Annotated in this window: 23 protein-coding genes; 4 read left to right on the top strand and 19 right to left on the bottom strand. The window is 60.4% G+C overall.

The genetic code is table 11. The features are described from left to right. Positions 1–7: 7 nt before the first annotated feature. Positions 8–1,798 carry a bifunctional diguanylate cyclase/phosphodiesterase gene (locus HKK52_RS11480; RefSeq protein WP_169370917.1) on the bottom strand — a complete coding sequence of 597 codons (1,791 nt, stop codon included), beginning with the start codon at positions 1,796–1,798 and terminating at the stop codon, positions 8–10. A 120-nt stretch (positions 1,799–1,918) separates the two neighbouring features. Beyond that, positions 1,919–4,000 carry a carboxy terminal-processing peptidase gene (locus HKK52_RS11475; protein ID WP_169374228.1) on the bottom strand — a complete coding sequence of 694 codons (2,082 nt, stop codon included), beginning with the start codon at positions 3,998–4,000 and terminating at the stop codon, positions 1,919–1,921. Between the two features lie 140 nt (positions 4,001–4,140). On the opposite strand from HKK52_RS11475, the gene HKK52_RS11470 reads away from it, so the two are divergent. Then, positions 4,141–5,103 (top strand): NAD(P)H-quinone oxidoreductase, encoded by a 963-nt coding sequence (locus tag HKK52_RS11470; protein WP_169370916.1) that lies wholly within the window; start codon positions 4,141–4,143, stop codon positions 5,101–5,103. Positions 5,104–5,230: 127 nt separating this feature from the next. Here HKK52_RS11470 and HKK52_RS11465 read toward each other — a convergent pair whose 3' ends face one another. The 6 genes from HKK52_RS11465 to HKK52_RS11440 form a co-directional block, all read right to left on the bottom strand. Next, positions 5,231–5,884, bottom strand: coding sequence for an HAD family hydrolase (locus HKK52_RS11465; RefSeq protein ID WP_169370915.1), 654 nt, complete (start codon positions 5,882–5,884; stop codon positions 5,231–5,233). Between the two features lie 34 nt (positions 5,885–5,918). Continuing rightward, the gene (locus HKK52_RS11460; protein WP_169370914.1) at positions 5,919–6,908 is read right to left on the bottom strand and encodes an ABC transporter ATP-binding protein; all 990 of its coding nucleotides are present in this window, start codon (positions 6,906–6,908) and stop codon (positions 5,919–5,921) included. Continuing rightward, positions 6,905–7,705 (bottom strand): ABC transporter permease, encoded by an 801-nt coding sequence (locus HKK52_RS11455; protein ID WP_169370913.1) that lies wholly within the window; start codon positions 7,703–7,705, stop codon positions 6,905–6,907. Before HKK52_RS11455 ends, HKK52_RS11460 begins: the two co-directional genes overlap by 4 nt. Next, entirely contained in the window at positions 7,692–8,537 is an 846-nt protein-coding gene (locus HKK52_RS11450) for an ABC transporter permease (protein WP_169370912.1), read from the bottom strand. Before HKK52_RS11450 ends, HKK52_RS11455 begins: the two co-directional genes overlap by 14 nt. Continuing rightward, the gene (locus tag HKK52_RS11445) at positions 8,534–9,340 is read right to left on the bottom strand and encodes an alkaline phosphatase family protein (RefSeq protein WP_169370911.1); all 807 of its coding nucleotides are present in this window, start codon (positions 9,338–9,340) and stop codon (positions 8,534–8,536) included. Before HKK52_RS11445 ends, HKK52_RS11450 begins: the two co-directional genes overlap by 4 nt. 162 nt (positions 9,341–9,502) lie before the next feature. Next, a complete protein-coding gene (locus HKK52_RS11440) occupies positions 9,503–10,570 on the bottom strand; it encodes an ABC transporter substrate-binding protein (protein ID WP_169370910.1) in 1,068 nt (355 codons plus the stop codon). Positions 10,571–10,931: 361 nt separating this feature from the next. On the opposite strand from HKK52_RS11440, the gene HKK52_RS11435 reads away from it, so the two are divergent. Continuing rightward, entirely contained in the window at positions 10,932–11,645 is a 714-nt protein-coding gene (locus HKK52_RS11435; protein WP_123510692.1) for a UTRA domain-containing protein, read from the top strand. Between the two features lie 133 nt (positions 11,646–11,778). Here the strand turns inward: HKK52_RS11435 and HKK52_RS11430 are convergent, their stop codons facing one another. The 9 genes from HKK52_RS11430 to minC form a co-directional block, all read right to left on the bottom strand. Next, positions 11,779–13,101 carry an amidohydrolase gene (locus tag HKK52_RS11430; RefSeq protein WP_169370909.1) on the bottom strand — a complete coding sequence of 441 codons (1,323 nt, stop codon included), beginning with the start codon at positions 13,099–13,101 and terminating at the stop codon, positions 11,779–11,781. Positions 13,102–13,167: 66 nt separating this feature from the next. Beyond that, positions 13,168–15,324, bottom strand: a complete 2,157-nt coding sequence (locus tag HKK52_RS11425; RefSeq protein WP_169370908.1) for a mechanosensitive ion channel family protein — start codon at positions 15,322–15,324, stop codon at positions 13,168–13,170. 78 nt (positions 15,325–15,402) lie between these two features. Then, complete coding sequence (locus HKK52_RS11420; RefSeq protein ID WP_169370907.1) at positions 15,403–15,579, bottom strand: hypothetical protein; 177 nt, start codon at positions 15,577–15,579, stop codon at positions 15,403–15,405. Positions 15,580–15,818: 239 nt separating this feature from the next. Beyond that, the gene (locus HKK52_RS11415; RefSeq protein ID WP_169370906.1) at positions 15,819–17,108 is read right to left on the bottom strand and encodes a M18 family aminopeptidase; all 1,290 of its coding nucleotides are present in this window, start codon (positions 17,106–17,108) and stop codon (positions 15,819–15,821) included. 76 nt (positions 17,109–17,184) lie between these two features. After that, on the bottom strand, positions 17,185–18,288 hold the full coding sequence (locus tag HKK52_RS11410; protein ID WP_169370905.1) for a hypothetical protein: 1,104 nt from the start codon (positions 18,286–18,288) through the stop codon (positions 17,185–17,187). A gap of 52 nt (positions 18,289–18,340) precedes the next feature. Beyond that, entirely contained in the window at positions 18,341–18,976 is a 636-nt protein-coding gene (locus tag HKK52_RS11405) for an RluA family pseudouridine synthase (RefSeq protein ID WP_133836605.1), read from the bottom strand. A gap of 95 nt (positions 18,977–19,071) precedes the next feature. Next, positions 19,072–19,326, bottom strand: a complete 255-nt coding sequence (minE, locus tag HKK52_RS11400; protein ID WP_007898843.1) for a cell division topological specificity factor MinE — start codon at positions 19,324–19,326, stop codon at positions 19,072–19,074. Next, positions 19,326–20,138, bottom strand: coding sequence for a septum site-determining protein MinD (gene minD, locus HKK52_RS11395; protein ID WP_054049606.1), 813 nt, complete (start codon positions 20,136–20,138; stop codon positions 19,326–19,328). Before minD ends, minE begins: the two co-directional genes overlap by 1 nt. A 201-nt stretch (positions 20,139–20,339) precedes the next feature. Further along, entirely contained in the window at positions 20,340–21,077 is a 738-nt protein-coding gene (gene minC, locus HKK52_RS11390; RefSeq protein WP_149656903.1) for a septum site-determining protein MinC, read from the bottom strand. A gap of 118 nt (positions 21,078–21,195) precedes the next feature. Between minC and HKK52_RS11385 the strand changes: the two genes are divergently transcribed. Further along, on the top strand, positions 21,196–22,128 hold the full coding sequence (locus HKK52_RS11385; RefSeq protein ID WP_169370904.1) for a lipid A biosynthesis lauroyl acyltransferase: 933 nt from the start codon (positions 21,196–21,198) through the stop codon (positions 22,126–22,128). A 35-nt stretch (positions 22,129–22,163) separates the two neighbouring features. Beyond that, complete coding sequence (locus HKK52_RS11380) at positions 22,164–23,336, top strand: patatin-like phospholipase family protein (protein ID WP_169370903.1); 1,173 nt, start codon at positions 22,164–22,166, stop codon at positions 23,334–23,336. A gap of 205 nt (positions 23,337–23,541) precedes the next feature. Here the strand turns inward: HKK52_RS11380 and HKK52_RS11375 are convergent, their stop codons facing one another. After that, positions 23,542–24,327: an outer membrane protein OmpK gene (locus HKK52_RS11375; RefSeq protein WP_169370902.1), complete on the bottom strand. Its 786-nt coding sequence runs from the start codon at positions 24,325–24,327 to the stop codon at positions 23,542–23,544. 499 nt (positions 24,328–24,826) lie between these two features. Continuing rightward, positions 24,827–26,185 carry a nucleobase:cation symporter-2 family protein gene (locus HKK52_RS11370; RefSeq protein WP_169370901.1) on the bottom strand — a complete coding sequence of 453 codons (1,359 nt, stop codon included), beginning with the start codon at positions 26,183–26,185 and terminating at the stop codon, positions 24,827–24,829. Positions 26,186–26,297 lie beyond the last annotated feature (112 nt).

The raw sequence follows: 26,297 nt of genomic DNA, 5'->3' as shown, positions 1-26,297 counted from the left end.
GATCAGATTAGCGATGGCCGGCGAGTAGTGTGTCTTCAGCTTCGGGCATTGCGAGGCTATCAATCACATGCACGCTGTGCCCCGGAACATTCTTCGCGTGGTGTTTGGCTTGTGATGCCATCTCGGCCAACTGGCTGGCATCGAGTTGTCCACAGGCCTCCGGGTGCAGATGTACTACGCCAATCGACAACGACAACAACGGAAACTCCTGCCTTACACCCTGGCGGTTGGGCGCGATAAAACACCCAGCCTCCAGATGTTCAGCGCGATAGAACCGCCGACACTGGCTATGGAAATCATCCAGCAACTGGTTCAACCGTTTGCGCCAGTCTTCCGGCCCAAGCACCAGTAAGAAGTCATCACCACCGATATGCCCGACAAAGTCGCGGGAAGGATCGACACGATCATTCAGACATTGCGCCAGACACAGTAGGACTTCATCCCCCCGGCCGTAGCCGTAGATGTCGTTGAAGGGTTTGAAGCTGTCGATGTCGACGTAGCAGATCACCGATTCCCGCGCCTGTTGCAGCAGCCGTGTCAGGCATTGCTGGATCGGCACGTTGCCGGGCAACAGGGTCAGCGGGTTGGCGTAGCGGGCTTGTTGGATCTTGAGTTCGGTGATCAGTTTGAGCACGTCGATGACTCGGCCCAATCCCAAATAACCGCCGTTGAGGGTGATGATGAAGTCTTCTTCGATGCGTTGCCGGGCGCGGCTGGTGATGAGGCGGCTGACTTGTTGCAGCGACTGGCTCATCTCGACGGCGAGGAAGTCGTCATTCATCAGGCGGCTGATGGGTTTGCGCGCAAAGAGGTCAGTGGCGAAGGGCTTGAGCAGTGCGTCGGAGAGCGAATGGCGGTGGACGATGCCGCAGGGCTGGCCTTGTTCGTCGAGCACCGCCAGGGAGTTGAGGTTGGCCTGGCGGCGGAAGGCTTCCAGCACCTCGGCTGTCGGCGTGTCGCGGTGCACGGCCGGTTGATCGTTGAGCAGGGCGCTGAGGTCGCTGCTGTCATCATTTAGCGCCACAGCCGTGCTTTCCTGTTTGGGCATCAGGGTTCGAGCGTCCCGCGGCGGATGCTCTTGCGGGCGGCAAAGCAGATAACCCTGCACCAGATCGACACCCATTTCGGTCAGCACCGCGAGTTCTTCCGGCAACTCGATACCTTCGGCGATCACTTGCGCGCGGGAGGCTTTGGCGATTTGCAGGATCGAACCGACGAACTCACGCTTGAGCGCGTCCTGGTGGATGCCGTCGATGAAGTGCCGATCAATCTTCACGTAGTCCGGGCGCAGCTCCGACCACAAACGCAAACTCGAATACCCCGCGCCCAGATCATCCAGCGCGATGGAAAACCCCATCGCCCGATAGTGATGCAAGGCGTTTTGCAGCAACTGGAAATCATCGGTCGGGGTTTGTTCGGTGAGTTCGATCACTACCTGGCTGGGCGGGATGCCGAAATCCTGGAGCAATTGCAGGGTGCGCCCGGGTTGATGGGCGGCTTCGAGCAGGGATTCCGGCGACACGTTGAGGAACAACTTGCCCGGCAGTTGCTGGTCATTGAACCGCCGGCATGCGCTCTGGCGGCAGGCGATTTCCAACTCACTGAGGCGCCCGGCCTGACGGGCCACGGCGAACAGGGCGATGGGGGAGTGCAGCGGGCTGTTGGAGGGACCACGGCTCAGGGCTTCGTAGCCGACAATTCGTCGTTCAGAGAGGGAGATGATCGGCTGGAACAGGCTGTGCAAACCGCTTTGAGCCAGTATTGAACTCAAGGCACTCAGCTGTTCGGTCGTGGTCATGGCGTTCTCTGGCGATAAAAAAAGGACTGGGAGCAGTGAGCTCCCAGTCCTTCATTTCACGACAGAATGATGACTGTTTGATGACGCTCCGGGGAGCGTCAACATTAAATTGCCATCATCTTAGTGCTTGGCCACCTGGTTACTCAGTTTCAAGTAATCCAGCAGCACTCGCCCGGTTTCGCTCAGGTAGGCATCGTCTTCCGGCTTGACCTTGTCCGGCTCGGCCGCGATCGCATCTTCGTCTTCTTTCTTCAGCTCTTTGAGCGGTTCTTCGCCCTTGGCCTTGCGACGGATGTTTTCCATGACCAGTTGCTTGGCTTCGATGTCGGCATGTTGCTTGCGACGATCGGCTTCGTTGAGGCTGACGGTTTTTTCTTCCATCAGCTTCTGGGCCAGGGCCAGCTTGTCGCGGATGAACACGAACTCCGCGTCTTTGGCCGAACGTACGTCATGCTCGGACTTGAGCTCGGCGATGTACGGCTTGAACGGGTCGGTTGCCGGTTTGATCGAGGCTTTGATGGTGTCCCACGGCATGGCTTCCGGCAGTGCGCTTTCGCCGATTTCCTTGGTGTCGATGATCGACGGGAAATCCACATCCGGCAGTACGCCCTGATGCTGGGTGCTCTGGCCGGAGACCCGGTAGAACTTGGCCAGGGTCAGTTTCAGTTCGCCATGGTTCAGCGGCTGAATGGTCTGCACGGTGCCTTTGCCGAAGGTCTGGCCACCGATGATCAAGGCGCGGTGGTAGTCCTGCATGGCGCCGGCGAAAATCTCCGAAGCCGAGGCCGACAAGCGGTTGACCAGCAACGCCATCGGGCCTTTGTAGAACGCCCCCGGATTTTCGTCTTCCAGCACATCGACCCGGCCATCGGCATTACGCACGAGTACGGTCGGACCTTTGTCGATGAACAGACTGGTCAGCTCGGTGGCTTCCTGCAAGGAACCGCCGCCGTTGTTGCGCAGGTCGATGACCACGCCGTCGACTTTGTCTTTCTGCAACTCGGTCAGCAGTTTTTTGACGTCGCGGGTGGTGCTCTTGTAATCCGGATCGCCAGCACGGAACGCCTTGAAGTCCAGGTAGAAGGCCGGGATCTCGATGACGCCGAGCTTGTAGTCCTTGCCATCCTGTTTCAGGTTGAGGACCGACTTTTTCACCGCCTGATCTTCAAGCTTCACCGCTTCGCGGGTGATCGGCACGATCTTGCTGGTCTGGTCGTTTGGCGCATTGCTGGCCGGGATCACTTCCAGGCGCACGATGGTGCCCTTCGGCCCACGGATCAGCTTGACCACTTCGTCCAGGCGCCAGCCGACCACGTCGACCATCTCTTTGTTGCCCTGGGCCACGCCGATGATCTTGTCGGCCGGGGCCACCAGTTTGGTCTTGTCAGCCGGACCTGCCGGCACCAGGCGCACGACTTTGACCTGGTCGTTATCGCTCTGCAACACGGCGCCGATGCCCTCGAGGGACAGGCTCATGTTGATGTCGAAGTTTTCCGCGTTATCCGGCGACAGATAGTTGGTATGCGGGTCATAGGACATGGCGAAGGTGTTGATGTACGCCTGGAAGATGTCTTCCGGACGGGTCTGGTCCAGGCGCGCCAACTGGTTCTTGTAGCGCTTGGTCAGGGTTTCCTGGATCTGCTTGGAATCCTTGCCGGAGATCTTCTGGCGCAGCACTTCGTCCTTGACGCGTTTGCGCCACAGGTCGTCGAGCTCGGCGGTGGACTTGAGCCACGGGGCGTCCTTGCGATCGATCAGCAAGGATTCCTTGGTGGTGAAGTCGATTTTGTCGACGCCCTTGTTCAACTCTGCAAGGGCAAAGTCCAGACGCGCTTTGACGCGGTCCAGGTAGCGCTTGTAGATGGTGAACCCGGCGTTCAGGTCGCCGCTTTTGAGGAAGTCGTCAAACTGGGTTTTCCACTTGTCGAATTCGGCAATGTCGCTGGCCATGAAGTAGCTGCGCGACGGATCCAGCAGCTTGAGGTAGCTGTCGTAGATAATCACCGAGCGCGCGTCATCGAGCGGCGGCTTGCTGTAGTGATGGCGCTTGAGCAGCTCGACGACGTTCAGACTGGCGATTACTTCGTCACGATCAGGCTGAAGGTTGTCCCAGCTATTGGCGGCAAACGAATTGCTCGATAACGGCAAGAGGCCGATACCGATAAATAGGGCTAGGGCGGTGCTGGGGAACAGATGCTTCATGCTGATTCGACGCGGGGACAATTGATCACGCATATTAGGCCGTCTTTGAAGTCGCCGGTTCCACAAAGGGCCGGTCACATAATGCAAGAAAGCCCGGCGCTACAGCTACGGGCTCAGTCCAGACTCACTATGGAGGCACTGTGAAAGCATTGCAAGGCGTTGACGGTCAAGTGGAGTGGGTTGAAGAGCCGAGTCCTACGTGTGATGTAGGACAAGTTCGGATCCGTGTGGCGGCAGCGGGCCTCAATCGCGCCGATTTGTTACAGAAGGCAGGCCTTTATCCGCCACCGCCGGGAGCCAGTCAGGTGCTGGGTCTTGAGTGTTCGGGGGTGATCAGCGAGGTCGGTGCGGGCTCGTCCTGGCAGGTGGGGGACCGGGTCTGCGCCTTGCTGGCCGGGGGCGGGATGGCCGAAGAGGTGGTTGTCGACGGACGGCACGTGCTGCCGGTGCCTGAAGGTTTGTCGTTGGCCGAGGCGGCGGCGCTGCCCGAGGTCTACGCGACTGTTTGGTTAAATTTATTTCATCTGGCCGGCCTCAAACCCGGTGAGAAAGTTCTGCTGCACGCCGGGGCAAGTGGAATCGGTTCAGCCGCCATTCAGTTGTGTAAGGCGTTTGGCAGCCCGTGCTGGGTCAGCGTCGGGTCCGCCGAGCGATTGGCGTACTGCGAAGCCTTGGGCGCCCAGGGCGGCGTGGTGCGCACCGGGGATCTGGAGAGCTTGAGTGACCTGGGGCCGTTCAATGTGATCCTGGATCCGGTGGGCGGCAATTACGCGGCGCTGAATCTCAAGCTGACCGCCCTCGATGGTCGTTGGGTGCTGATCGGTCTGATGGGTGGCCGCGAGGCGAAGCTGGATCTGGCGCAGGTGTTGGGCAAGCGCGTGCAACTGCTGGGTTCGACCTTGCGCAGCCGGGACGATCAGTTCAAGGCCGATCTGTTCAGTGATCTGAGCCAGCATGTGTGGCCGTTGTTTGCGGAAGGGCGGTTGAAGCCACAGTTGGCCAAGGCGTTTGCGATCAAGGATGCCGAAGCGGCGTTTGCAGAGTTGGCGAGCAATAAGGTGGCGGGGAAGTTGGTGTTGTTGATTGACGAAAGCCTGACCTGAGCCTTGTCACTGATCGTTCCAACGCTCCGCGTGGGAATGCAGCCCGGGACGCTCCGCGTCCCAACAGCGGACGCAGAGCGCCCATTGAGGCATTCCCACGCGGAGCGTGGGAACGATCAGGTGGAGGTTATTTCCAGAGATGGATCGGCCAGCCGGCCTTTTCGGCATGCTCAAGCAACACCGGATCCGGATTCACCACATGCGGGAAATCCACCTTCAGCAACAACGGCAGGTCATTGCGTGAGTCCGAGTAGAAACTCGCGCCTTCGAGGTTTTCCTCTTCGGCATCCAGCCACTCCAGCAAGCGGGTGATCTTGCCTTCGCGGTAGGTCAGTGTGCCGACCGTGTGGCCGCTATAAACCCCATGGGCCACTTCCAGTTCGATCGCGAGAATCTCGTCGATCCCCAGGCGATCGGCAATCGGTCGCACCAGGTGCGTGCCCGACGCCGAGATCACCAGGATCCGGTCGCCGGCCTTGCGGTGGGCGGCGATGGCTTTGGTGGCGTCGCTGAAGATAATCGGTTCGATAAAGTCTTCAACCCAAGGGCCGACCAGGTGATCGACCTCTTCCGGCGTACGGCCGATCATCGGTTCCAGGCTGAAGGTCATGTAGTCCTCCATCCGCAGCTTGCCGTGGCTGTAGGCGTCCATCAGTTGGTTGTTCTGCCGCATGAACGATTCGGGATCGACCCAGCCCAACCGGCCCATCTGTTCGCTCCAAAGGGTGGCGCAGTCGCCGTGGATCAGGGTTTCGTCCAGATCAAAAATTGCCAGGGCCATCAGTGCAGTTCTCTCTTCAACATCAGCAAAGGCATCAGGCTACCTCACACAGGGCCGTCGGATCGATGGAAAGCGCCAGGCGCTGACCATCGGGATGCAGGTCGGCCGCCGAGCGGTTCAGCACATCCACCACCAATTCCACGCCCCGGGCTTCGACCCGGTAGCGAATCACATTACCCAACAGGCTGTGGCTGCGGATTTGCGCATCGAGTTCGCCGTTGAGGCTCAGTTCGATGGCCTCCGGGCGAATCGCGATGCGGTGGCTGATCGGCCGTTGCAGCAACTTCGAGGCGGCATCGGCGTCCAGCAGGTTGTAGTTGCCGATGAAGCCGGCGGCGAACACATCCACCGGCGCAGTGTAAAGGGTCTCGGCATCGCCGCTCTGTACGATCTTTCCCTGATTCATCAGGAAAATCCGGTCAGACATGGTCAGGGCTTCTTCCTGATCGTGTGTGACGAAAATCGTAGTCAGGCCGAGTTCGCGCTGGATCGCACGGATCTGTTCGCGCAGGTGCTTGCGAATCCGTGCATCCAGGGCCGACAACGGTTCATCCAGCAGCAACAGCCGTGGACGGGTGACCAGCGAGCGGGCCAGTGCCACCCGCTGACATTGGCCGCCGGACAGCTGATGCGGATAACGCGTGGCGAAGTCATTCAGCTCCACCAGTTTCAGCACTTCGGCGACGCGCTTGTGGCTGTCGTCGGCGTTGACCTTTTGCATGCGCAATCCGAAGGCGACGTTCTGTTCCACGGTCATGTTCGGGAACAGCGCGTAACTCTGGAACACCATGCCGATCCCGCGTTTCTGCGGGCTCAGCGGCACGATATCGACGCCATCGAGCAGGATCTTGCCGCCATCCACCGAGGTCAGCCCGGCGATGCAGCGCAGCAGCGTGGACTTGCCGCAACCGGACGGGCCGAGGAGGGTGACGAATTCGCCCTTCTGGATTTCGCAATTGATGTCGCTGAACACGGTGGTGCCGGCGTAGTTTTTCTGCAGATGTTGGACGCTGACATAGCTCATTCGCTTTTGTCCTTGTTCAAGATATTGGCCGCCCAGGTCAGAACCAGCACAAAGAAGAAGTAGGAAATCACCAGCGCACTGGTGAAATGGCCGCTGCTGTTACGCATGTTGTTGAGGTACACCTGCAGGGTTTCGTAGCGGGTGCCGACCAGGATGTTGGCGAACACGAACTCGCCGAACAGGAACGAGAACGACAGCAGCAACGCCACCATCAAACCCTTGCGCAAGTTCGGCAGCACCACCAGGTACGCCGCTTGAAAGGTGCTGGCACCGAGCAGTTGGGCGGCGTCCATCAGGTCGCGCAGGTTGATCGCTTGCAGGTTGTTGGTGATCGCGCGGTACATGAACGGCAGCGCCACGGTGAAGTAGCAGCCGATCAGAATCCACGGCGTCCCGACCATCGCAAACGGCCCGGAACCGTAGAGTTGCAGCAACCCTACCGACGACACCACCGGCGGCACCGCGAAGGGCAGCAGGATCAGGATGTTCATCAGCGCATCGAGTTTCGGGAAGTGGTAATGCACCACGAACAGCAGCGGCAGAATCAGCACCACCGAAAGAATCAGCGCTCCGACGCACACCAGCAGCGACTGGCCGAAGGCATGCAAAAAACGCGGATCGCTCCACAGCTGCACGTACCATTTGAAGGTGAAGCCGCTGGGCAGAATGGTCGCCGACCAACTGCTGGCGATCGAGTAGATCAGCGTACCGGCCAGCGGTAGCAGCAGAATGGCGAACAGCAGATACACCACGACCCGGTGGTAGACACCGACCGGCCCTAATTCAGCGCGAGACATGGTAGCTCCTCTTCAACAGCAGCTGATGCACGATGGTCACCAGGGTCATCAACGCCACCAGCACCACGGCCAGGGCACTGGCGAGGTTCGGATCCAGGGAAATGTCGCCAGACACCATTGCTGCGATGCGGATCGGCAGCACGTTGAAGTTGCCGGTGGTCAGCGCGTAGACCGTGGCGTAGGCGCCGAGGGCGTTGGCCAGCAGGATGACGAAGGTGCCGAGCAGCGCCGGGGTCAGCACCGGCAAACCGATGTGGCGCCAGTATTGCCAGCCATTGGCGCCAAGCAGTTCGGCGGACTCGCGCCAGTCTTCGCGCAGGGCATCGAAGGCCGGGTAGAGCAGCAGCACGCCGAGGGGAATCTGGAAGTAGGTGTAGAGAATGATCAGCCCGGTTTTCGAGTACAGGTTGAAATCCTGAATGATCCCGGCCTGCTTGAGCATGATGGTGAAGCTGCCGTTGAAGCCCAGCAGAATGATGAAGGCGAAGGCCAACGGCACACCGGCAAAGTTGCTGGTCATGTTGGCGAAGGCGTTGACGAAGTTGCGCAGTTTCGAGTCGACCCGGCGCAAGGAATAGGCGCCAAGCACTGCGATGATGATCCCGAACACGCTGGACCAGAAACTGATCTCGAGGCTGTACTGGATCGCCTGCAAGTAGAACTTCGAACTGAAGATCTTGGTGAAGTTTTCGATGCCCCAGCCGAACTCTTCCGATTGCAGGCTGTTGATCATCACCCACACCAGTGGGGCGATTTCGAACACGATAAAGAACAGCGCGAAGGGCACCAAACATAAGGCCGCCAGCCATTTGCCGCGGGTTATAGAATTCACTTGAGCAGCTCCCGGCACACAGGTTTGTCGTGGGCCACGCCCAGCAGTTCGCAGACGGTGCCGCAGATCTCCGTCTGTTTCGGTGCGGCGCCGGCATTGAAGCTGAAGGCGTCGCCGAGGACGAACAGCGGCACTTCGCGCTCTTCCGGCAACAGGCCGTTGTGGGAGCGGTCGTTGTTCATGCCGTGATCGGCGGTCACCAGCACTTGATACCCGGCGTCGAGCCAGCCTTGCAGGTAATCCGCGAGGTAAATGTCGGCGAAGCGTGCGCTGTTGCGGTATTGCGGGGTGTCGAGGCCGTGCTTGTGCCCAGCGTCGTCGATGTTCATCGGGTGGATCAACAGAAAGTTCGGCGCATGACGCAGGCGCAGGTTTTCCGCGTCGGCGAACAGGTGCGAGTCCGGGTAGTGATCGCTCCAGTAGAAGTGACCGTGCTGGATCGGCAGTTGCGGGTCGTCGGTGTGACGGTCCCGGGCGGCCACGAACGGCGAACGGTTATACAACTCGCTGACCCAGTGATATGCCGCCGCTGCAGTGGTCAGGCCGGCGTCGCGGGCGTAGTGATAGATGCTGCGCTGGTTGGACAGGCGCGAGACGTTGTTGTGGACGATGCCACTGTCGATCGGCGTAACGCCGGTCAGGATGCATTCATACAGCGGTCGGGACAGGGCCGGCAGTTCGCACTCCAGTTTGTAGAGCGCTGCGCGTCCTGCGCCGACGTAAGCCTGCAGGTGCCCCATGGCGTGGCGCGCGACTTCGTAGTTGAGGCCGTCGAGCACGACAAGGATGACGTTGTGCTTCATAGGGGCGATGACTCCGCAAAACATTTAAATATCAGCGAAATCTGTTGGAGCAAGGCTTGCCCGCGATGGTATCAACTCGGTCATTTGGAAGACCGAGTTGGCTCCATCTGGAAGACCGAGTTGCCTGCATCGCGAGCAAGCTTTGCTCCTACAGATGAAGCATTACTTCATTTCTACGATGACTTCTTCGTTCCACTTCTGCGGCAGGGCCTTGGAGGTCTTCTCCCACGCATCCGCGTCCTTGATCGGCGTCACGCCTTTGTACTGCTCGTTCGGCAGCAGTTTGGCCTGGACGTCGGCCGGCAGTTGCAGGTGCTCGGCGCGGATCGGACGAGCGTTGCCGCGCGCCAGGTTGATCTGGCCGGCGTCACTGAAGATGTATTCACGGGTCAGCTTGGCGGCGTTCGGGTTCTTCGCGTATTTGTTGATGATGGTGGTGTAACCGGAAATCACCGAACCGTCGGATGGAATCAGCACGGTGTAGTCATCGGGGTTAGCCATCTTGGCCTTGTAGCTCAGGCCGTTGAAGTCCCAGACCACGCCGACTTCGATCTCGCCTTTTTCCATGGTGGCGATGGTCGGGTTGGCCATCGAGAGACGACCTTGCTTGGCGATGTCTGCGAACAGCAGCAGGGCAGGTTGCAGGTTCTTCTCGTCGCCACCGTTGGCCAGCGCTGCAGCCAGTACACCGTTGGCGGCCTGGGCGGCGGTGCTCACGTCACCGATGGAGACTTTGTATTTGCCGGTCTTGAGGTCAGCCCATTTGGTCGGTGCTTCGGAACCGTGCAGCAGCTTCTTGTTGACGATAAATGCGATGGTGCCGGTGTAGGCCAACGCCCAGTTGCCGTCCTTGTCCTTGGCCCAGTCCGGGACCTGTGCCCAGGTGCTTGGCTTGTACGGTTGCACCACGCCTTGCTTGACCGCGATCGGGCCGAAGGCGGCACCGACGTCGCCGATGTCGGCACTGGCGTTGTCTTTTTCAGCGGCGAACTTGGCGATTTCCTGGGCCGAGCTCATGTCGGTGTCGATGTGTTTCAGGCCGTAGTTCTTGGCCAGGTCTTCCCAGGTGCCTTTCCAGTTGGCCCAGTCATCGGGCATGCCGACGCTGTTGACGGCGCCTTCCGCTATCGCAGCGGCTTCAAGAGTTTTCAAATCCGTATCAGCAGCCATGGCGGCGGTGCACATGGCAATGGTCGAGCCTAACAGTGATGCCAGGAAAAGCTGTTTCATCCGAAGCTCCTTTGGGCGTTTTCAACGCTGCGATTGCGGTTGTGTTGGTCTAGGTCAGCAATACCTGAGCCAATCTAAGGGGACTGCATGACACTTTCATGTCGCTGGTCGCCCGGCAGGACTTTTATTTGCCCGGAATTGGCGGGTGCCCGGTAAGCGTAGACCATGGGCAAAGGCCCGCTACGCAAGGCACTTGGCCGATGTATTGCAAGGTTTTGACTGGCGCCGGGGATGACCGTTGGGCAGCTGTCATCTCTCAGTCATCTGCACTGCCTAGGCTTGCAGAATGTTGAAACGAGCCGGTTTTACCGTGCGGTTCTGCCCCGAAACAGTGCTGGTCTAGTCCAGATAGGTAACGTTGATGCGCGATGAGGCAACAAAAGCGGTGACAGCCATTGGCCAGGTCCTGCAAGAGCAGCTCGACCACGGCCTGTTGGCGGCTGGCAGCAAGTTGCCGGCCGAGCGCAAGCTCAGTGAGTTGTTCGGTACCACGCGCATTACCGTGCGCGAAGCGTTGTTGCAGTTGGAAGCGCAGGGCCAGATTTATCGCGAGGAGCGCCGTGGCTGGTTCGTCTCGCCGCCGCGCCTGGCCTACAACCTGATGCAGCGCAGTCACTTCCACGCGATGGTCAGCGCCCAGGGGCGGGTGCCGTCGACCGAGGTGATTTCTGCGCGTTTGCAGCCGGCGTCGGCGGCGGTGTGTGCGTGGTTGCAGTTGCCGGCGTTGTCGAGCGTGATCCAGATATGCCGGGCCCGGCGCATCGATGGGCGGCTGGTGTTGTATGTCGAGCACTACCTGAACCCGCAGTATTTTCCGGGGATTCTCGACTTCGATCTGAATCAGTCGATTACCGAGCTGTATGCGCGGCACTACGATTTGCACTACGGGCGGGTGCGCTTCGAGATCGTGCCGACTTCATTGTCGGTGGATGCGGCGGCGGCGCTGCGGGTGTCAGTGGGGAGCCCGGGCTTGCGGATTGCCCGGGTCAATTACGATCAGCATGAACGGCTGATCGATTGTGACCTGGAGTTTTGGCGCCACGATGCGATTCATGTAGGCGTTGACGTCGTGTGATTCCCTGTAGGAGCGAGCGGTGCGGCGATCCGACTTGCCCGCGAAGACGTACTTACATTCAACATTGCTGTTGGCTGAAATGACGTCTTCGCGGGCAAGTCGGATCGCCGCACCGCTCGCTCCTACAATGACGTCAGGGTTTGCTATAGAGGTAATCGGTCGCCAACGACGCCAGGGTTCTTACCCCAACCACCAACGCCGACTCATCGACAAAGAACCCCGGATTATGATTCGGCGCCGCTTTGCTCATGTCCTGGTCCCGCGGCGTGACCCCGAGAAACACGAACAACCCCGGTGTTTCCTTGGCATAGAACGAGAAGTCCTCCGCGCCGCCCACCAGCGGCCCTTGCACCACGTCATCCTTCGCCGCCCAGCGCAGGGTCGGTAGCATCTTCTCGGTCAGCGCCGGGTTGTTAATCGTCGGGTCGTATTTCTCGATGATCGTCACTTCAGCCTTCGCGCCGCCGCTCTCGGCGATTTTCTCAACGGTCTGGCGTACGTCGGCGTGCAGTTTCTGGCGGATGCCGTAGTCGTAGGAGCGGAGGGTGCCGGTCATGTCCACGGACTCGGGGATGATGTTGTAGCGGGTGCCGCCGTTGATGGTGCCGATGCTGACCACTGACGGATATGACGAGATGTCGGTGCGGCGGCTGACCACTGTTTGCAGGCCGACGATGGTTTGCGCGCCGACGGTGATCGGGTCGATGCCGTCCCACGGGCGGCCGGCGTGGGTTTGTTTGCCGAGGATTTTGATCCGCAGGTCGTCGGAGCTGGCCAGGGTCGGGCCAGGGCGGTAGGCGATCTGGCCGGCGGGGACGCCGGCCCACACGTGCAGGCCGAAGACTGCGTCCGGTTTCGGCGCTTTCATCACGCCTTCCTCGATCATCATTTTCGCGCCCCAGGTGTTTTTGCCATCGGGGATGAAGTCGCTCGGACCTTCCTCGGCGGGCTGGAAATAGAACACCACGGTGCCGGGCAAGGTGTCGCGCATGCCGGTGAGGATTTTCGCCGTGCTCAGCAGGATCGCGGTGTGGGTGTCGTGGCCACAGGCGTGCATCACATCGACTTCTTTATCGAGGTAGGTGCCCTTGGCTTTCGAGGCGAAGGGCAGGTCCGAAACTTCCTTGACCGGCAGCGCATCCATGTCGGCGCGCAGGGCCACGGTCGGGCCGGGCAGGGCGCCCTTGAGGATGGCGACCACGCCGGTGCGGGCGACGCCGGTCTTGACCTCCAGGCCCATGGCCCGCAGTTGCTTGGCCACCAGTTCCGCGGTGCGTTTTTCGGTGTTGCCCAGTTCCGGGTGCGCGTGGATGTCGCGGCGGGTTTCCAGCAGTTCCGGTTCAAGCGCCGTGGCCTGAACGGCGATTTGCTCGCGGGCGCTATCCAGCGTTGCGGCGCCGGCATGGCCGGCGAGGAGGGTCAGCAAAACGGTCTGGGCAATGCGTGTGAGCTGCATCGGGTTTCTCCATGGTTATTGTTTTTCTGGCTGCCCTGCCTGTGACCCGAACCTCGCGCCTAAGTGCTATTCCTTCTGCGGTCCGCCACCGGCCGTGACCACTTGCACGCTCATGCGCGGTGTCGCCAGGTCCATCCCGGCCTCATCCAGATGGCGCTTGAGCGATAAGTTAAATGCCCGGGACACTTCCCACTGCTTGATTGGCGCGGTCTTGAAGCGGGCGCGAAGAATCGCGTTGCCGGACTCGAAACTCTCGACACCCTGGATCTCCAGCGGCGACCAGATGTTGCGGCGTTGCAGCGGGTCGGTGCGCATTTTCTGGCCGACTTCGCGCATCAGTTTGATCGCTTCGTCGATGTCCATGTTGGAAGGCACCGCCACCCGGAAGATCGCGTAGCCGAATTCCCGGGAGTAGTTCTTGATGCTTTTGATTTCGCTGAACGGAATGGTGTGGACGATGCCGTCGATGTCGCGCAGGCGCACGGTGCGGATGGTCAGGCCTTCGACGGTGCCCAGGTGACCGCCGACGTCCACGTAGTCGTCGATGGCCAGGGAGTCTTCGATGATGATGAATAGGCCGGTGATCAAGTCGGCGACCAGCGACTGCGCACCAAAACCGATGGCCAGGCCGATCACACCGGCACCGGCCAGCAGCGGCGTGACGTTCATGCCCATGTTCGCCAGGGCGACGATCAGCGCGATGATGAAGATCGCCACGAACAGCACGTTGCGGATCAGCGGCATCATCGTCTGCGCCCGCGCGTTGGCCAGGCCTTTGCGTGAGCGGGTGAGGGCGTGGTGCACGGCGGTGTCGCTGAGGATCCAGATCAGCCAGGCGAAAATCAGCGTGCCGGCGAGGCTGAACAACTTGACGCTGACTTCATGGCCTTCACCTTCGGTGAAGGCAATCAGCGACATGCCCCAGACCCGCAAGCCGAGTTCGATAAACACCAGCCACACCAGCAGGTGAGCGAGGGTGTAGCAGAAGCTTTTCAAACGATCGGAATACAGTGCGTGGCGCTTCACTCCGCGTTGCGGTTTCAGCGAGTGCCGACGGACCAGTCCGTTGATGACCATGCACAACACCAGCAGCACGGTGCAGATCAGCGACTGGCGCAACGCGGTGCTGGTGTCGCCCGCCGAAATGAAGGTGGCGAACAGCGAAATGCACACCAGCACCAGCGCCGGCACATACCAGAAGGTGCCGAGGATATCGATGGTATCGCTGAGGGCGCGGCGGGTCAGGCGTCGGGACAACGGCTGGTTGCGGATCAAATGCGCAATCGGCCGGCGAAAACGCAGGATGAACAGGCCGGTGGACAACGCGGCAAGGACATTGGCGACCGTTGCGGCGGTATGGGCGAGATGGCTGCCGAGACTGGCGACCAGGCGCGGATCACTCAGGGCCTCACCGAACGCGGCGAAACTGCCGATCAGCCACAACGGCCGGAACGCCTGATGGCGCAGGATGTACAAGGCGCGATGGCGGTGCGGGCCGTCGAGCACGGAGAAAGCGATCACACAGATCGCCGAGAAACAGGTGCCGACCACCAGCGCATAGGCCAGCACCATCGCCAGGCTCTTGCCCAAAGACGAAGGCAGCGCGTAGGTCATATAAACGGTCATCACCAGGGCAATCAGCCACGGCCCGAGCTTGCGCAGGGCGAAGCGCAGCATGTCGAGGGCCTTGGGGTGTTGCGGCAGTTCTTCGGTCAGGCCGAAGCGCATGCGTACCCGGTGGCTGACCCAGATCAGCGCGGCCGCCAGCAGGCTCCAGACCATCAGGATCATGGCAAAGGCAAAGATGATCGGCAGCCATTCATTGGCCGGCAGCATCAGCGCCGACAATTCATCCTTGGCCAGTTCGAACTCATTGGACCAGCGTGTGACAGGGCTGTCGGCGCCGGTGAACTGCTTTTCGAAATTGGCCAGGGTGCCGCCGATCAGGCCGAGTACGCCTTCTTCGGCGGTCGGTTGGGCCTTTTTGGTGACGTCGCGCAACTTCTTCAGGTCCGCCAGCAGTTTGGTGCGCTGCTGGTCGTTCTCCAGGGACTTGATCACTTCGTCGAGGGATTGACCCAAGGGTTGCTGGGCTTCGGGCTGGGTTTTCGCCGAGTTGTTGAGCAGCCCCGGCAAACTGACGGCCTGGGCAGGCGCCATCGGCAGCAGCATCATGAGGCTGACAAGGAAGAAATACGGCAGGGCAAAAAGACGAGCGAACACTAGGCGGTCAACCTCGGGAAGAGCGGATCGGCCGAGTGTACGAGCCCGTCAAAATCAATGCGAGCCGGGCGCGCAGTTTTATTCGTTGAGTTTGGCGAGGATCTTGTAAACCACGGTGGCGAGGATCAACAGCATGCCGAGCCACATGGCGAACACGCCAGCGTTCTTGTCACGGAAATTGAAGCCGATGGCCAGCATGATCATGCCGGCGAGAATGGGGATGAGCATGGCGTGGAACGAGGACATCGAGATCATGGCGACTGCCTTGTCGTTGGGGATGTTTAAAGTCTAGGTGGCTTTTCGGCGACCGCTGGGGCGGTGTACCAGAATTGAATCACTTGTGGCGAGGGAGCTTGCTCCCGCTGGGCTGCGAAGCAGCCCCAAAACCATCCAATGTTTTCCGTCTGACAGATCGCGTTAGCTGAATTTACGACTGCTTCGCAGCCGAGCGGGAGCAAGCTCCCTCGCCACAGATGTCCCTCATACCATCGGGTTTATGGCAACTCGCGGCACGCGTAGAACGCGCTCAGCACTTTGACCAGGTGGGCCAGGTCGTGGCTGCCGCACAGTTCGCGGATCGAGTGCATGGCGAACGTCGGCAGGCCGATGTCCACGGTGCGCACGCCCAGGTGGCTGGCGGTGATCGGGCCGATGGTCGAGCCACAGCCCATGTCGCTGCGCACCACGAAGCTCTGCACCGGCACTTCTTCGGCCATGCACAGATGGCGGAAGAACCCGGCGGTTTCGCTGTTGGTGGCGTAGCGCTGGTTGCTGTTGACCTTGATCACCGGGCCGGCGTTGAGTTTCGGGCCGTGGTTGACGTCGTGCTTGTCGGCGTAGTTCGGGTGCACGCCGTGGGCGTTGTCCGCCGAGACCAGCAGGGATTTCTGAATGGTGCGCACGAACTCATCACCCTCAGGCAGCAGACGACGCAGCGTCTGCTCGAGCATCGGGCCATCGGCGCCGCAGGCCGAGCAGGAACCGACTTCTTCGTGATCGTTGGCCACCAGCACGCAGGTTTCGTCGGTTTCGGTGGTCAGCAACGCTTGCAGGCCGGCGTAGCACGACAGCAGGTTGTCCAGGCGCGCACCGGCAATGAAGTCGCCATGCAGGCCAATCACCGCGGCACTTTGGGTGTCGTAGAAGCTCAGCTCGTAGTCGAGCACCACGTCGGCGTTGAGGCCGTGTTCGCGGGCGAGTTGGTCGGTGAGCACGGCGCGGAAGTCCACGCGCTCGTCACCGGCGAATTGCGCGAGGATCGGCGGCAACTCGGTTTGTGCGTTGATCGCCCAACCCATGTTGGCTTCACGGTTGAGGTGAATGGCCAGGTTCGGGATCGTAGCGATGGGCGCCTTGAAATCGATCAACTGGCTCTCGACCTTGCCGTCGCGGCGGAAGGTCACGCGGCCGGCCAGGGACAGGTCACGGTCGAACCACGGCGCCAGCAACGCGCCGCCATAGACTTCGACACCAAGCTGCCAGAAACCCTGGCGTTGCAGTTCAGGCTGCGGCTTGACCCGCAGGCACGGGCTGTCGGTGTGGGCGCCGACCAGGCGGATGCCGCCGTGCAGGGGCGAGTGACGGCCCATCTTGAACGCGACAATCGACGAGTCGTTACGGGTGACGTAGTAACGACCGCTGGTTTCGACAGCCCACGGCTCACGCTCGTCAAGACGCGAAAAACCGGCCGCTTCCAGGCGCTGAACAAGGCTGGCAGTGGCATGAAACGGGGTAGGGGAGGCCTTGAGGAAGTCGATCAGGCCTTGGTTCAACTCTTCGCGCATAAGAAACTCCAGACAGCAATGGGCGGGAGTTTAACGTATTGGCCTGGGGCTTTGGGCATGACGTGTGTCGGCGACGTCAGCCGGCGGCTTCGACCCGTTTTTTCAGGTACTGCATGATCACCCGTTCATCTTCGGACTTTTCCGGTTTGGGCAGAGCCTCCGGCCAGCGACTGCGGGCGTTCAACAGCTTTTTCTGACTGTTCTTGTCCCAGCGCAGGATTTCCCGCGAGGCACATTCCCACCATTCATGGCGGCAGGCCGAGTAGTACGGGCCTTCAGGTGCAGCGCTGCCATACAGCAGGTCGCGACCGACCTTGCGCAGCGCGCCGTTCTGGTGGCGTAACTTCCATTTGATTTTCAGCCGCTGCCAGGCCGATGGAAACGGTTTGACCCGCGGCACGTCACGGCAAAGCTCTACCAGCTCCTGGCTGAACTGTTCGCCATGCCGGGAGAAGAAATAGCCGACCATCGCATGGAAGAAACGTTTTTCCGCGAAGTAGTGATAGATGTACTTTTTCGCTTCAGCCACGAGCTTGTCGCGCATCGCGAACGACAACGCAATCTGCTCGATGGTGTGGATGTCGAAACCATCCCGGGTCCAGTCGTCGATCAACCGGATGGATTCGTCGAACAGCGCTCCGTCGCGGTCGGTCACGCCGCACAGGCCGCTGTTGTACAGCTTGAAACCGTTGTCCGGGGTGATGCCGTGGGCGTCGAGGCACTCGCCGAGCTTCTGGTATTCCGGGCGATCGCAGACGTAATGCCAGTCGTATTCGAAGCGATCCATGAGGTATTGGCCAGGCTGAATCTGGCTGAAGATCCGGTTCGGGTCGCTGGTGAACAGCGTGTCGGTATCGACGAACAGGGTCTTTTGCGCAAGCTTCAGGCCGGCGGCAATCGCGCAGGCCTTGCGGCGGTGGTGATAGCCGTTTTCACCCTGCCATTGGGCCAGGGTTTCCTGACTCAAAAACACGGTTTCGACAGGCCAGCCAGCATAGTCCTCGGGTCGGTCCGTGAGGATTCTGATGCTGGGACATTCGCCATTTTTGGCGTGGGACAGTGCGGTCAAAATGCTGAACTTGGCTTCGCGGCGGTAAACGTCCTGGTGGCCGTAGATCAGGTAAAGCAATTGGTGACGGGTTTTCTTGACGGGTGTTGCCAGGGAATCGGTACAACGCATCCGGATGGGTATCCTTATGTTTTAAAGCGGGCGACTGCTTGTCAGGCAGTGCTTAGAACGGCGCCGGACACTCGAAACGCAAGCGTTCGCCAGTTTGAGGATGGGTGAAGCTGAGCATGCTCGCGTGCAAACACAGGCGCGGCCAGGCAGCGAGGGCCTGCTCGTGGGCGTAGAGCCCGTCACCCAGCAGCGGATGGCCGATGGACAACATGTGCACGCGCAACTGGTGGGAGCGGCCGGTGATCGGCGTCAGCTCGACACGGCACCAGTCGCCACAGCGCTCAAGCACGCGCCAGAAGGTCAGGGCGTTCTTGCCGAATTCGTGGTCCACCACATGCCGCGGCTTGGTCGGCGGATCGTAGCGCAGGGGCAGGTCGATGCTGCCGCTGTCCAGTTCCGGTTGACCCCAGGCCAGCGCGGTGTAGGCCTTTTCGGTTTCGCGGTCGTGAAACTGCCGAGACAGTTCACGATGGGTATCCGGGTCACGGGCCAGCAGGATGATGCCGGAGGTTTCCCAGTCCAGGCGATGGACGATCCGCGCTTCCGGGTAGCCGTTTTCCTGCAGGCGGGTGATCAGGCAATCCTTGTTGTCATCGGCCCGGCCAGGGACGGAGAGCAACAGGGTCGGTTTGTTCACCACCAGAACGGCGTCGTCCTGATGGATGATGTGGACGTTGGACAACGGCATTAAAACAGCCTCGTAACAAACGCCAACGGCGGCTCAGAACCCCGCACCCCGTGTAGGAGCGCAGGTCTGAGCCGCCGTGGCTCCCGCCGGTTCGACTAGCGATCTGGCAGGGTGATATTGAGTTCCAGAATCGAGCAGCTACCCTGGTTTTCCAGGGCGACGTGCACGTCATCGGACCCGATATTGACGTACTTGCGGATCACTTCCACCAGTTCCTTCTGCAAGGCTGGCAGGTAATCCGGGGTACTGCGCTGGCCGCGTTCATGCGCCACGATGATCTGTAGACGCTCTTTCGCTACCGACGCGGTACTGACCTTTTTACTGGCACGAAAGAAGTCAAAAAGATTCATTATTTACCTCCAAACAGGCGCTCGAAGAAGCCTTTCTTCGTCACATCGAGGAAACGATGTTCCTTTTCTTTGCCAAGGAGGCGGTCGACCGCATCGCCGTATGCCTGACCGGCATCGCTCTGGTCGTCGAGAATCACGGGCACGCCCGAGTTGGAGGCTTTCAGCACCGCCTGGGATTCCGGAATGACGCCCAGCAGGGTCACGGCCAGAATTTCCTTCACGTCTTCGACGCCGAGCATTTCGCCGTCGCTGACGCGTTGCGGGTTGTAGCGGGTCAACAGCAGGTGTTCCTTGATCGGGTCTTCGCCACGTTCGGCGCGACGGGACTTGCTGGCCAGCAGGCCGAGCATGCGGTCCGAGTCACGTACCGAGGAGACTTCCGGGTTGGTCACGATAATCGCTTCATCAGCGAAGTACATGGCCAGGTGAGCACCTTTCTCGATGCCGGCCGGGGAGTCGCAGACCACGAAGTCGAAGTCTTCTTTCAGCGCCATCAGGACTTTTTCCACGCCTTCGACGGTCAGCGCGTCTTTATCGCGGGTCTGACTGGCGGCCAGTACGTAGAGGTTTTCCAGGCGCTTGTCTTTGATCAGGGCTTGTTGCAGGTTGGCTTCGCCGTTGACCACGTTGACGAAGTCATACACCACGCGACGTTCGCAACCCATGATCAGGTCGAGGTTACGCAAACCGACGTCGAAGTCGACGATTACTGTTTTGTGACCGCGCAGTGCGAGGCCGGTACCGATAGCGGCGCTGGTGGTGGTCTTACCCACACCACCCTTGCCGGATGTAACCACGAGAATCTTGGCCAAGGTGTTTCACCCCTAAGGAAAAAGGACTTTTAGCCCCTGAAAAACATCTCTTGAAAAACTACTGCAGTCGGACAGCCTTGGCTGGAATTTGGTTTTGGGCGGCATTTACCGGCGGTAAACACTGCGTTTGGCCTTTTTCCTACTTCGTTTGAGCCGTTTTCGCTACGTTTTAGAGATGCTTGGAAAATGCGGCAGTATCCGTTAAAGCCGAATGATGTTCAACACGTCGCCCGACAGGCTGACTTGTACGCCCGAGCCCCACAACGGATCGCGCCGCAGATCCTCGGAAACCTTGTAGTGGCCGGCGATGGAGAGCAGTTCGGCGCTCATCTGCTGGCAGAAAATCCGCGCTTTGGTGTCGCCCTTGACCCCGGCCAGCGCACGACCGCGCATCGGGCCGTATACATGGATGTTCCCATCGGCGAGAAGTTCCGCCCCCGGGCTGACCGACGAAACGATGACCAAATCGCCACCTTGGGCATATATTTGTTGGCCACCACGTACTGGCGAAGTGATTACCTTGGTCGGTTTGATCGTCGGTTCCGGTGGTTTTTCCGGTTTTTTCACCACGACGCCTTCGTTCGGGTCCAGCGGCCGCTCGCGGGCACCGGACGGTGGCAGCACCGGCAGGTCGACGGCGATGGCGGCGGCGATGTCCTCGATGCGGCTGGCGCGGATGGCCAGGGTGCGCAGGCCGTGGGAACGGCACACGCGCATCAGGCCCGGCAAATCGACGGCGCCTTCGCTGGCCGGGAGTTTGTCCAGGGCCAGCACCAGCGGTGCATTGCTGAAGAAATTCGGCGCCTGGGCAACCTTGGCGGCCAGTTGTCGATCGAGGTTCTCGAGGTCGTTACGGGCCAGTTCCAGCACCGTAATGGCGAGCATGCTGCCCTTCAACTGGAACACAGGATCTTGGTCTAGCGGTTCGGTTTGGCTCATGGTCGGCATACAACGGCTTGTCACTAAAAGTGCCGAGACTTATAACGAGAACGCCCGCAGGCCGCAAGCCGGGTCGAACGATGTAGAATGCGCGGCCATCGTCTTTCCGGAAGCTTTAATGGATCGCCCGCGTTTTCGTCCCGCCTTTCTTTCTCCACGTTTCTGGCCGCTGTGGTGCGGGCTGGGGCTGTTGTGGCTGATTGTCCAGTTGCCGTATCCGGCATTGCTGCGAGTCGGCCGCCTCCTGGGTGCCTTGATGTACCGAGTGGCGGGCGACCGACGGCGCATCGCCAAGCGCAATCTTGAGCTGTGTTTCCCGGAAAAATCCCCGACCGAGCGCAAGCGCCTGCTCAAGGAAAACTTCGCCTCCACCGGCATCGCTTTCTTCGAAATGGCCATGAGTTGGTGGTGGTCGCGCAAGCGTCTGGCCAGACTGGCCCACGTCGAAGGCCTGGAGCATCTGAAAAAAGCCCAGCGCGACGGCAAGGGCGTGATTCTGATGGCGCTGCATTTCACCACGCTGGAAATCGGCGCAGCGTTGCTCGGTCAGCAGCACACCATTGATGGCATGTACCGCGAACACAAGAACCCGTTGTTCGACTACATCCAGCGCCGCGGCCGCGAACGGCACAACCTCGATTCCCTGGCGGTAGAACGCGACGACGTGCGCGGCATGCTCAAGCTGCTGCGGGCCGGCCGGGCGATCTGGTACGCACCGGATCAGGACTACGGCGCCAAGCAAAGTATCTTCGTGCCGCTGTTCGGGATTCAGGCGGCGACTGTCACTGCCACCAGCAAGTTTGCGCGGTTGGGCAAGGCGCTGGTCGTACCGTTCACTCAAGAGCGATTGGCGGATGGCAGCGGTTATCGGCTGGTGATCCACGCGCCGCTCGAAGGTTTCCCCGGTGAAACCGAAGAGGCCGATTGCCTGCGCATTAATCAATGGGTCGAAGGCGCCTTGCGCGATTGCCCGGAGCAATACCTCTGGGCCCATCGCCGCTTCAAGAGCCGTCCGCCGGGCGAGCCGAAACTCTACGCAAAACGCGGTTGAACCGCCGATCCCCTTAAGCACCATGGAGTGTTGCGATGCGCCCAGCTGAACCGGTTACAGGGTTGATTCTTTCCGGCGGCGGGGCTCGGGCGGCGTATCAGGTGGGCGTGCTGGCGGCGATTGCCGAATTGCTGCCGCCGGGCGCGGACAATCCGTTCCCGGTGATCGTCGGCACCTCGGCCGGGGCGATCAACGCCGTCAGCCTCGCCAGTGGGGCGATGGACTTTCGTGGCGCCATCGAGCGCCTGACCGCCTTCTGGCAAGGTTTCCGCAGTCATCTGGTGTTGCGCAGCGACTGGCCCGGCGTGATCCACCAGGCCAGCCGCTTTGTCAGCCACAGTTTGCTCGGCATCGGCGCCCAGGTACCGGTGGCGTTGCTCAACAGTTCGCCGCTGCGCGGCTTGCTCAACGACAAATTGCAGATGAACGGCATCGCTGAGGCCATCGCGCAAAAGCAGTTGCAGGCGGTTGCAGTGACCGCGTTTGGCTACGAGTCCGGCCAGGCAGTGACCTTCTATCAGGGCGGCGGCACCATCGACGCCTGGTTACGCCATCGGCGGATTGGCGTGCCGACGCAATTGACGGTTGACCACTTGCTCGCCAGTTCGGCGATCCCCTTGTTGTTTGCCCCGGTGAAAATCGGCGAGGAGTTTTTCGGCGATGGCGCGGTGCGGCAGTCGGCACCGATCAGCCCGGCCTTGCACCTGGGCGCCAGCAGGGTGCTGGTGGTGGGCGTCAGCGGCAACCCGCGCGGGGTCGACCCGGAGCAACCGCTGCAACGGGCCTACACCGGCCAGCAGCCGACCCTGGCGCAGATCGGCGGGCACATGCTCAACAGCACGTTCATTGACAGCCTGGAAAGCGATATCGAACTGTTGCAGCGTCTGAATCAATTCAGCCACTTGATGCCCGACGGCACGCCGACCCGTGCCCTGGGCGTGGCGCCGGTGGAAGTGCTGGTGATTTCGCCGAGCCAGCCGATTGATGAGATTGCCGCGCGGCATCGTCAGGAATTGCCGGCAGCATTGCGCCTGTTCCTGCGCGGGCCGGGAGCGACCAAGACCAGCGGGGCGGGGGTGTTGAGTTATCTGCTGTTCGAGGCGGGGTATTGCAGCGAGTTGATTGATCTCGGGCGGCGGGATGCGTTGGCCAAGCGCGAGGAGTTGTGCCGGTTTTTGGGGTTGGCGGAGCCCGTGGTCGCCGCTTGAGATTGGCGGTGCGGCCTTCGCGGGCAAGCCTCGCTCCTACAGGTGGTGTCGTTCGCCAATTCTGTGAACGACACAAAACCTGTAGGCGCGAGGCTTGCCCGCGAAGACGTCCTTCCAGACGCCACACAAACAAAAGACCACAACCCCCACCCACCCCGGATGCGCACGTGGCAGGTAGCAGCTGCAGTCTCTTGTCTTCAGCTCATCAGAAGTGGAACTTCACCAGGAAGCTCGTCACGTTCTGATTGGTGGTGAACGCACGGGTGTCGTCGATCCCGTACTTGTTCTTCCAGTAGTCGTATTCCACACCGACGTACAACTGCTTCTCGCCGAAATTCAGCGCCTTGCCCAAGTCGTATTTGACCTGTGGGTTGAAGTGCAGGTTGGCGTGGTAGTCGCCATGGGAGTTGGAGTCGTTGTCGACCACCCAGTCCATGAAACCATCGATCAGGATGTTCGAGTCGCCGACCGGAATGGTGTAGGACCAGACCGGGGTGATCTGCCAGACGTTGTCACCGGCGCGCGGGCCTTCGGTTTGACGCTGGTAGAAGTTCAGCTGGAAGTAGTCGAAACCGGGAATCGCCAGGTCGAAGCCTGGACCGATCAGGTAAGACTCGGTATCGCCTTCACCGAACTCGTACGTCATCGCCAGCAGCACGTCCTTGATCGGGCCGAACTCGATCTTCTGGTCGAGCACCTTGCCCAGGGAAATACGCGGGCTGAACTCACCGTAGTAGGTGTTCGGGCCGACGTTGAAGTCCTTGTCGCCGTTGTAGAAGATCTTGTCGACGAAGAAGAAGTTATCCCCATATTTCCAGCCATCAGCGTGCTCGAAAGTGACGGTTTGCTGAATGTGCGGGTTGACCTTGAAGTCCTTGCCATACAGGTAGGTCAGGCTGTTGTTCTGCCATTGCAGCAAGTCGCCGGCTATCGCCTGGCCCCCGGCCAGCAAGGATCCCGCGAGCATCAGGCTGGTGCACGTACGTTTCATTCGGTTGCTCCCAAAAAGTAGGTGGTTCCACGTTTTTTTTCTTAGGTCGGCGCTCTGGTGTGGCGCCTTTCTTTGCAGCTTTGAAAATTCATCCATTCGGTCAGCTTTAGTGCTGTTAGCAAGAGCTGAGCCAAGGCTTTCGAAAAGCCAAAAAACTCCCGTTCGGCTGTTCGAAAACAGTCGATTACGGGAGATTTCTGAATGCCTTGCTACCGTCCAGTGCCGGGGTAAGTTGGCTTTCTGGTCAGGAATTAAATCCGGGCTTTTTTTTAGACCGGATTCGGGCGGCCGCGGAGAATACTGACTCCTTGGCCAGGTCTCAAGTGCCCCGCAACAGCGCACCGACGACAGGTTTGGGGCACGGTTGGCGGCGGGTGGCCTGGCGTCGCAAAACGACAGGCTTGAGGGGGTAAAAACCATCTGGTGCTTCCTCTTGTTTTTATTGTTGAGGCGCAGGCAGTTGCTGGCTGCCACAGGGCAGCCATTTCACAGGTTTCGATCAGTGCGGGTGGGCGGCGCAGTCGTTGATGGCTGCGCGCTCTTTACCACCGAGAATGTTGAACAGCAGGTTCAAGGACAGGGCACTCAGGGTCGCCATGGCGATGCCGCTGTGGGTGATCGGGCTCATCCACAAGGGCAGGTGCGCGAAGAACTCCGGACGCACCACCGGGATCAGGCCCATGCCGATGCTCACTGCCACCAGCAACTGGTTGCGACGGTCACCGATGTCGGCTTCTTGCAGGATCTTGATCCCGGTCGCCGCGACCATGCCGAACATCGCAATCGCCGCGCCGCCGAGGACCGCCGGGGGAATCGACGCCACCAGGAACGCCGCTTTCGGCAGCAGGCTGAGCACCACCAGCAAGCCACCGGCGACGATGGTCACCGAGCGGCAGCGCACGCCGGTCATCTGCACCAGGCCGATGTTCTGCGCGAAGGAGGAGTGGGTGAAGGTGTTGAAGAACCCGGCGAAGAACGAGGCAGCGGCGTCACACAGCAGACCGCGACGCAACATCCGGGGGCAGACTTCACGGTCGGTGATCTTGCCCAGGGCGAGGAACATCCCGGTGGACTCGACGAAGATAATCACCACCACCAGGCACATCGACAGGATCGGTGCGAGTTCGAATTTCGGCATGCCGAAGTGCAGCGGAGTGACGATCTGCACCCACGGTGCCTGGGCCATGCCGCTCAGATCAACCATGCCGATCACGCCACAGAGCATGTAGCCCAGGCACATGCCGATCAGCACGGAAATATTGACCCAGAAACCGCGCATGAAGCGGTGGACCAGCAGAATCGTGGCCAGCACCAACGCGGCAATGGCCAGGTAAATCGGCGAGCCGAATTGAGCGGCGCCGGTACCACCGCCGGCCCAGTTCACGGCGACGGGGAACAGCGACAAACCGATCGAGGTGATGACCGTGCCGGTCACCAGTGGCGGGAAGAAGCGCACGACTTTGGACATGAACGGCGCGATGAGCATGCCGAAGAACCCGGCGGCGATGGTCGCGCCGAAGATCCCCTGCAAGCCGATCCCAGGCATGCCGGCCATGGCCACCATACTGCCGACCGCGGCGAAACTGGCGCCCATCATCACCGGCATGCGAATGCCCATCGGACCGATGCCCAGGGATTGCACGATGGTGGCGATGCCGGCCACCAGCAGGTCGGCGTTGATCAGGAAGGCGATTTCTTCACGATTCAGGCCAGCGGCCTGTCCGATGATCAGCGGAACCGCGATGGCGCCGCCGTACATCAGCAGTACATGTTGCAGACCGACCAGGATCAGTTGCAAAAGGGGCAAACGCTGAATGGCGGGTGCGTCGGGGATGCGCGCTTCGGATAGCTCGGACATGCAACACCTCGGATCTTTTTTATTCTTGTGATTTTTGCAGCAGGCAAACCTGTGGCGAGGGAGCTTGCTCCCGCTGGACTGCGCAGCAGTCCCCTTTTTTCTCGGAGAAAAG

The sequence above is a fragment of the Pseudomonas sp. ADAK2 genome (assembly GCF_012935755.1).
GTDB lineage: Bacteria > Pseudomonadota > Gammaproteobacteria > Pseudomonadales > Pseudomonadaceae > Aquipseudomonas.
The sequence above is the reverse complement of the archived record's forward strand: the minus strand, read 5'-3'. Positions and strand labels throughout refer to the sequence as shown.

What these genes read in the sequence shown, in the direction of transcription:
- HKK52_RS11380 (WP_169370903.1), top strand. Translation starts at nt 22,164, where the DNA reads ATGCGCCCAGCTGAACCGGTTACAGGGTTGATTCTTTCCGGCGGCGGG.
- HKK52_RS11415 (WP_169370906.1), bottom strand. Translation starts at nt 17,108, where the DNA reads ATGCGCGAAGAGTTGAACCAAGGCCTGATCGACTTCCTCAAGGCCTCC.
- HKK52_RS11465 (WP_169370915.1), bottom strand. Translation starts at nt 5,884, where the DNA reads ATGGCCCTGGCAATTTTTGATCTGGACGAAACCCTGATCCACGGCGAC.
- HKK52_RS11405 (WP_133836605.1), bottom strand. Translation starts at nt 18,976, where the DNA reads ATGCCGTTGTCCAACGTCCACATCATCCATCAGGACGACGCCGTTCTG.
- HKK52_RS11440 (WP_169370910.1), bottom strand. Translation starts at nt 10,570, where the DNA reads ATGAAACAGCTTTTCCTGGCATCACTGTTAGGCTCGACCATTGCCATG.
- HKK52_RS11480 (WP_169370917.1), bottom strand. Translation starts at nt 1,798, where the DNA reads ATGACCACGACCGAACAGCTGAGTGCCTTGAGTTCAATACTGGCTCAA.
- HKK52_RS11435 (WP_123510692.1), top strand. Translation starts at nt 10,932, where the DNA reads ATGCGCGATGAGGCAACAAAAGCGGTGACAGCCATTGGCCAGGTCCTG.
- minC (WP_149656903.1), bottom strand. Translation starts at nt 21,077, where the DNA reads ATGAGCCAAACCGAACCGCTAGACCAAGATCCTGTGTTCCAGTTGAAG.
- HKK52_RS11410 (WP_169370905.1), bottom strand. Translation starts at nt 18,288, where the DNA reads ATGCGTTGTACCGATTCCCTGGCAACACCCGTCAAGAAAACCCGTCAC.
- HKK52_RS11455 (WP_169370913.1), bottom strand. Translation starts at nt 7,705, where the DNA reads ATGTCTCGCGCTGAATTAGGGCCGGTCGGTGTCTACCACCGGGTCGTG.
- HKK52_RS11430 (WP_169370909.1), bottom strand. Translation starts at nt 13,101, where the DNA reads ATGCAGCTCACACGCATTGCCCAGACCGTTTTGCTGACCCTCCTCGCC.
- HKK52_RS11475 (WP_169374228.1), bottom strand. Translation starts at nt 4,000, where the DNA reads ATGAAGCATCTGTTCCCCAGCACCGCCCTAGCCCTATTTATCGGTATC.
- HKK52_RS11460 (WP_169370914.1), bottom strand. Translation starts at nt 6,908, where the DNA reads ATGAGCTATGTCAGCGTCCAACATCTGCAGAAAAACTACGCCGGCACC.
- HKK52_RS11445 (WP_169370911.1), bottom strand. Translation starts at nt 9,340, where the DNA reads ATGAAGCACAACGTCATCCTTGTCGTGCTCGACGGCCTCAACTACGAA.
- HKK52_RS11420 (WP_169370907.1), bottom strand. Translation starts at nt 15,579, where the DNA reads ATGATCTCGATGTCCTCGTTCCACGCCATGCTCATCCCCATTCTCGCC.
- HKK52_RS11370 (WP_169370901.1), bottom strand. Translation starts at nt 26,185, where the DNA reads ATGTCCGAGCTATCCGAAGCGCGCATCCCCGACGCACCCGCCATTCAG.
- minE (WP_007898843.1), bottom strand. Translation starts at nt 19,326, where the DNA reads ATGAATCTTTTTGACTTCTTTCGTGCCAGTAAAAAGGTCAGTACCGCG.
- HKK52_RS11375 (WP_169370902.1), bottom strand. Translation starts at nt 24,327, where the DNA reads ATGAAACGTACGTGCACCAGCCTGATGCTCGCGGGATCCTTGCTGGCC.
- HKK52_RS11385 (WP_169370904.1), top strand. Translation starts at nt 21,196, where the DNA reads ATGGATCGCCCGCGTTTTCGTCCCGCCTTTCTTTCTCCACGTTTCTGG.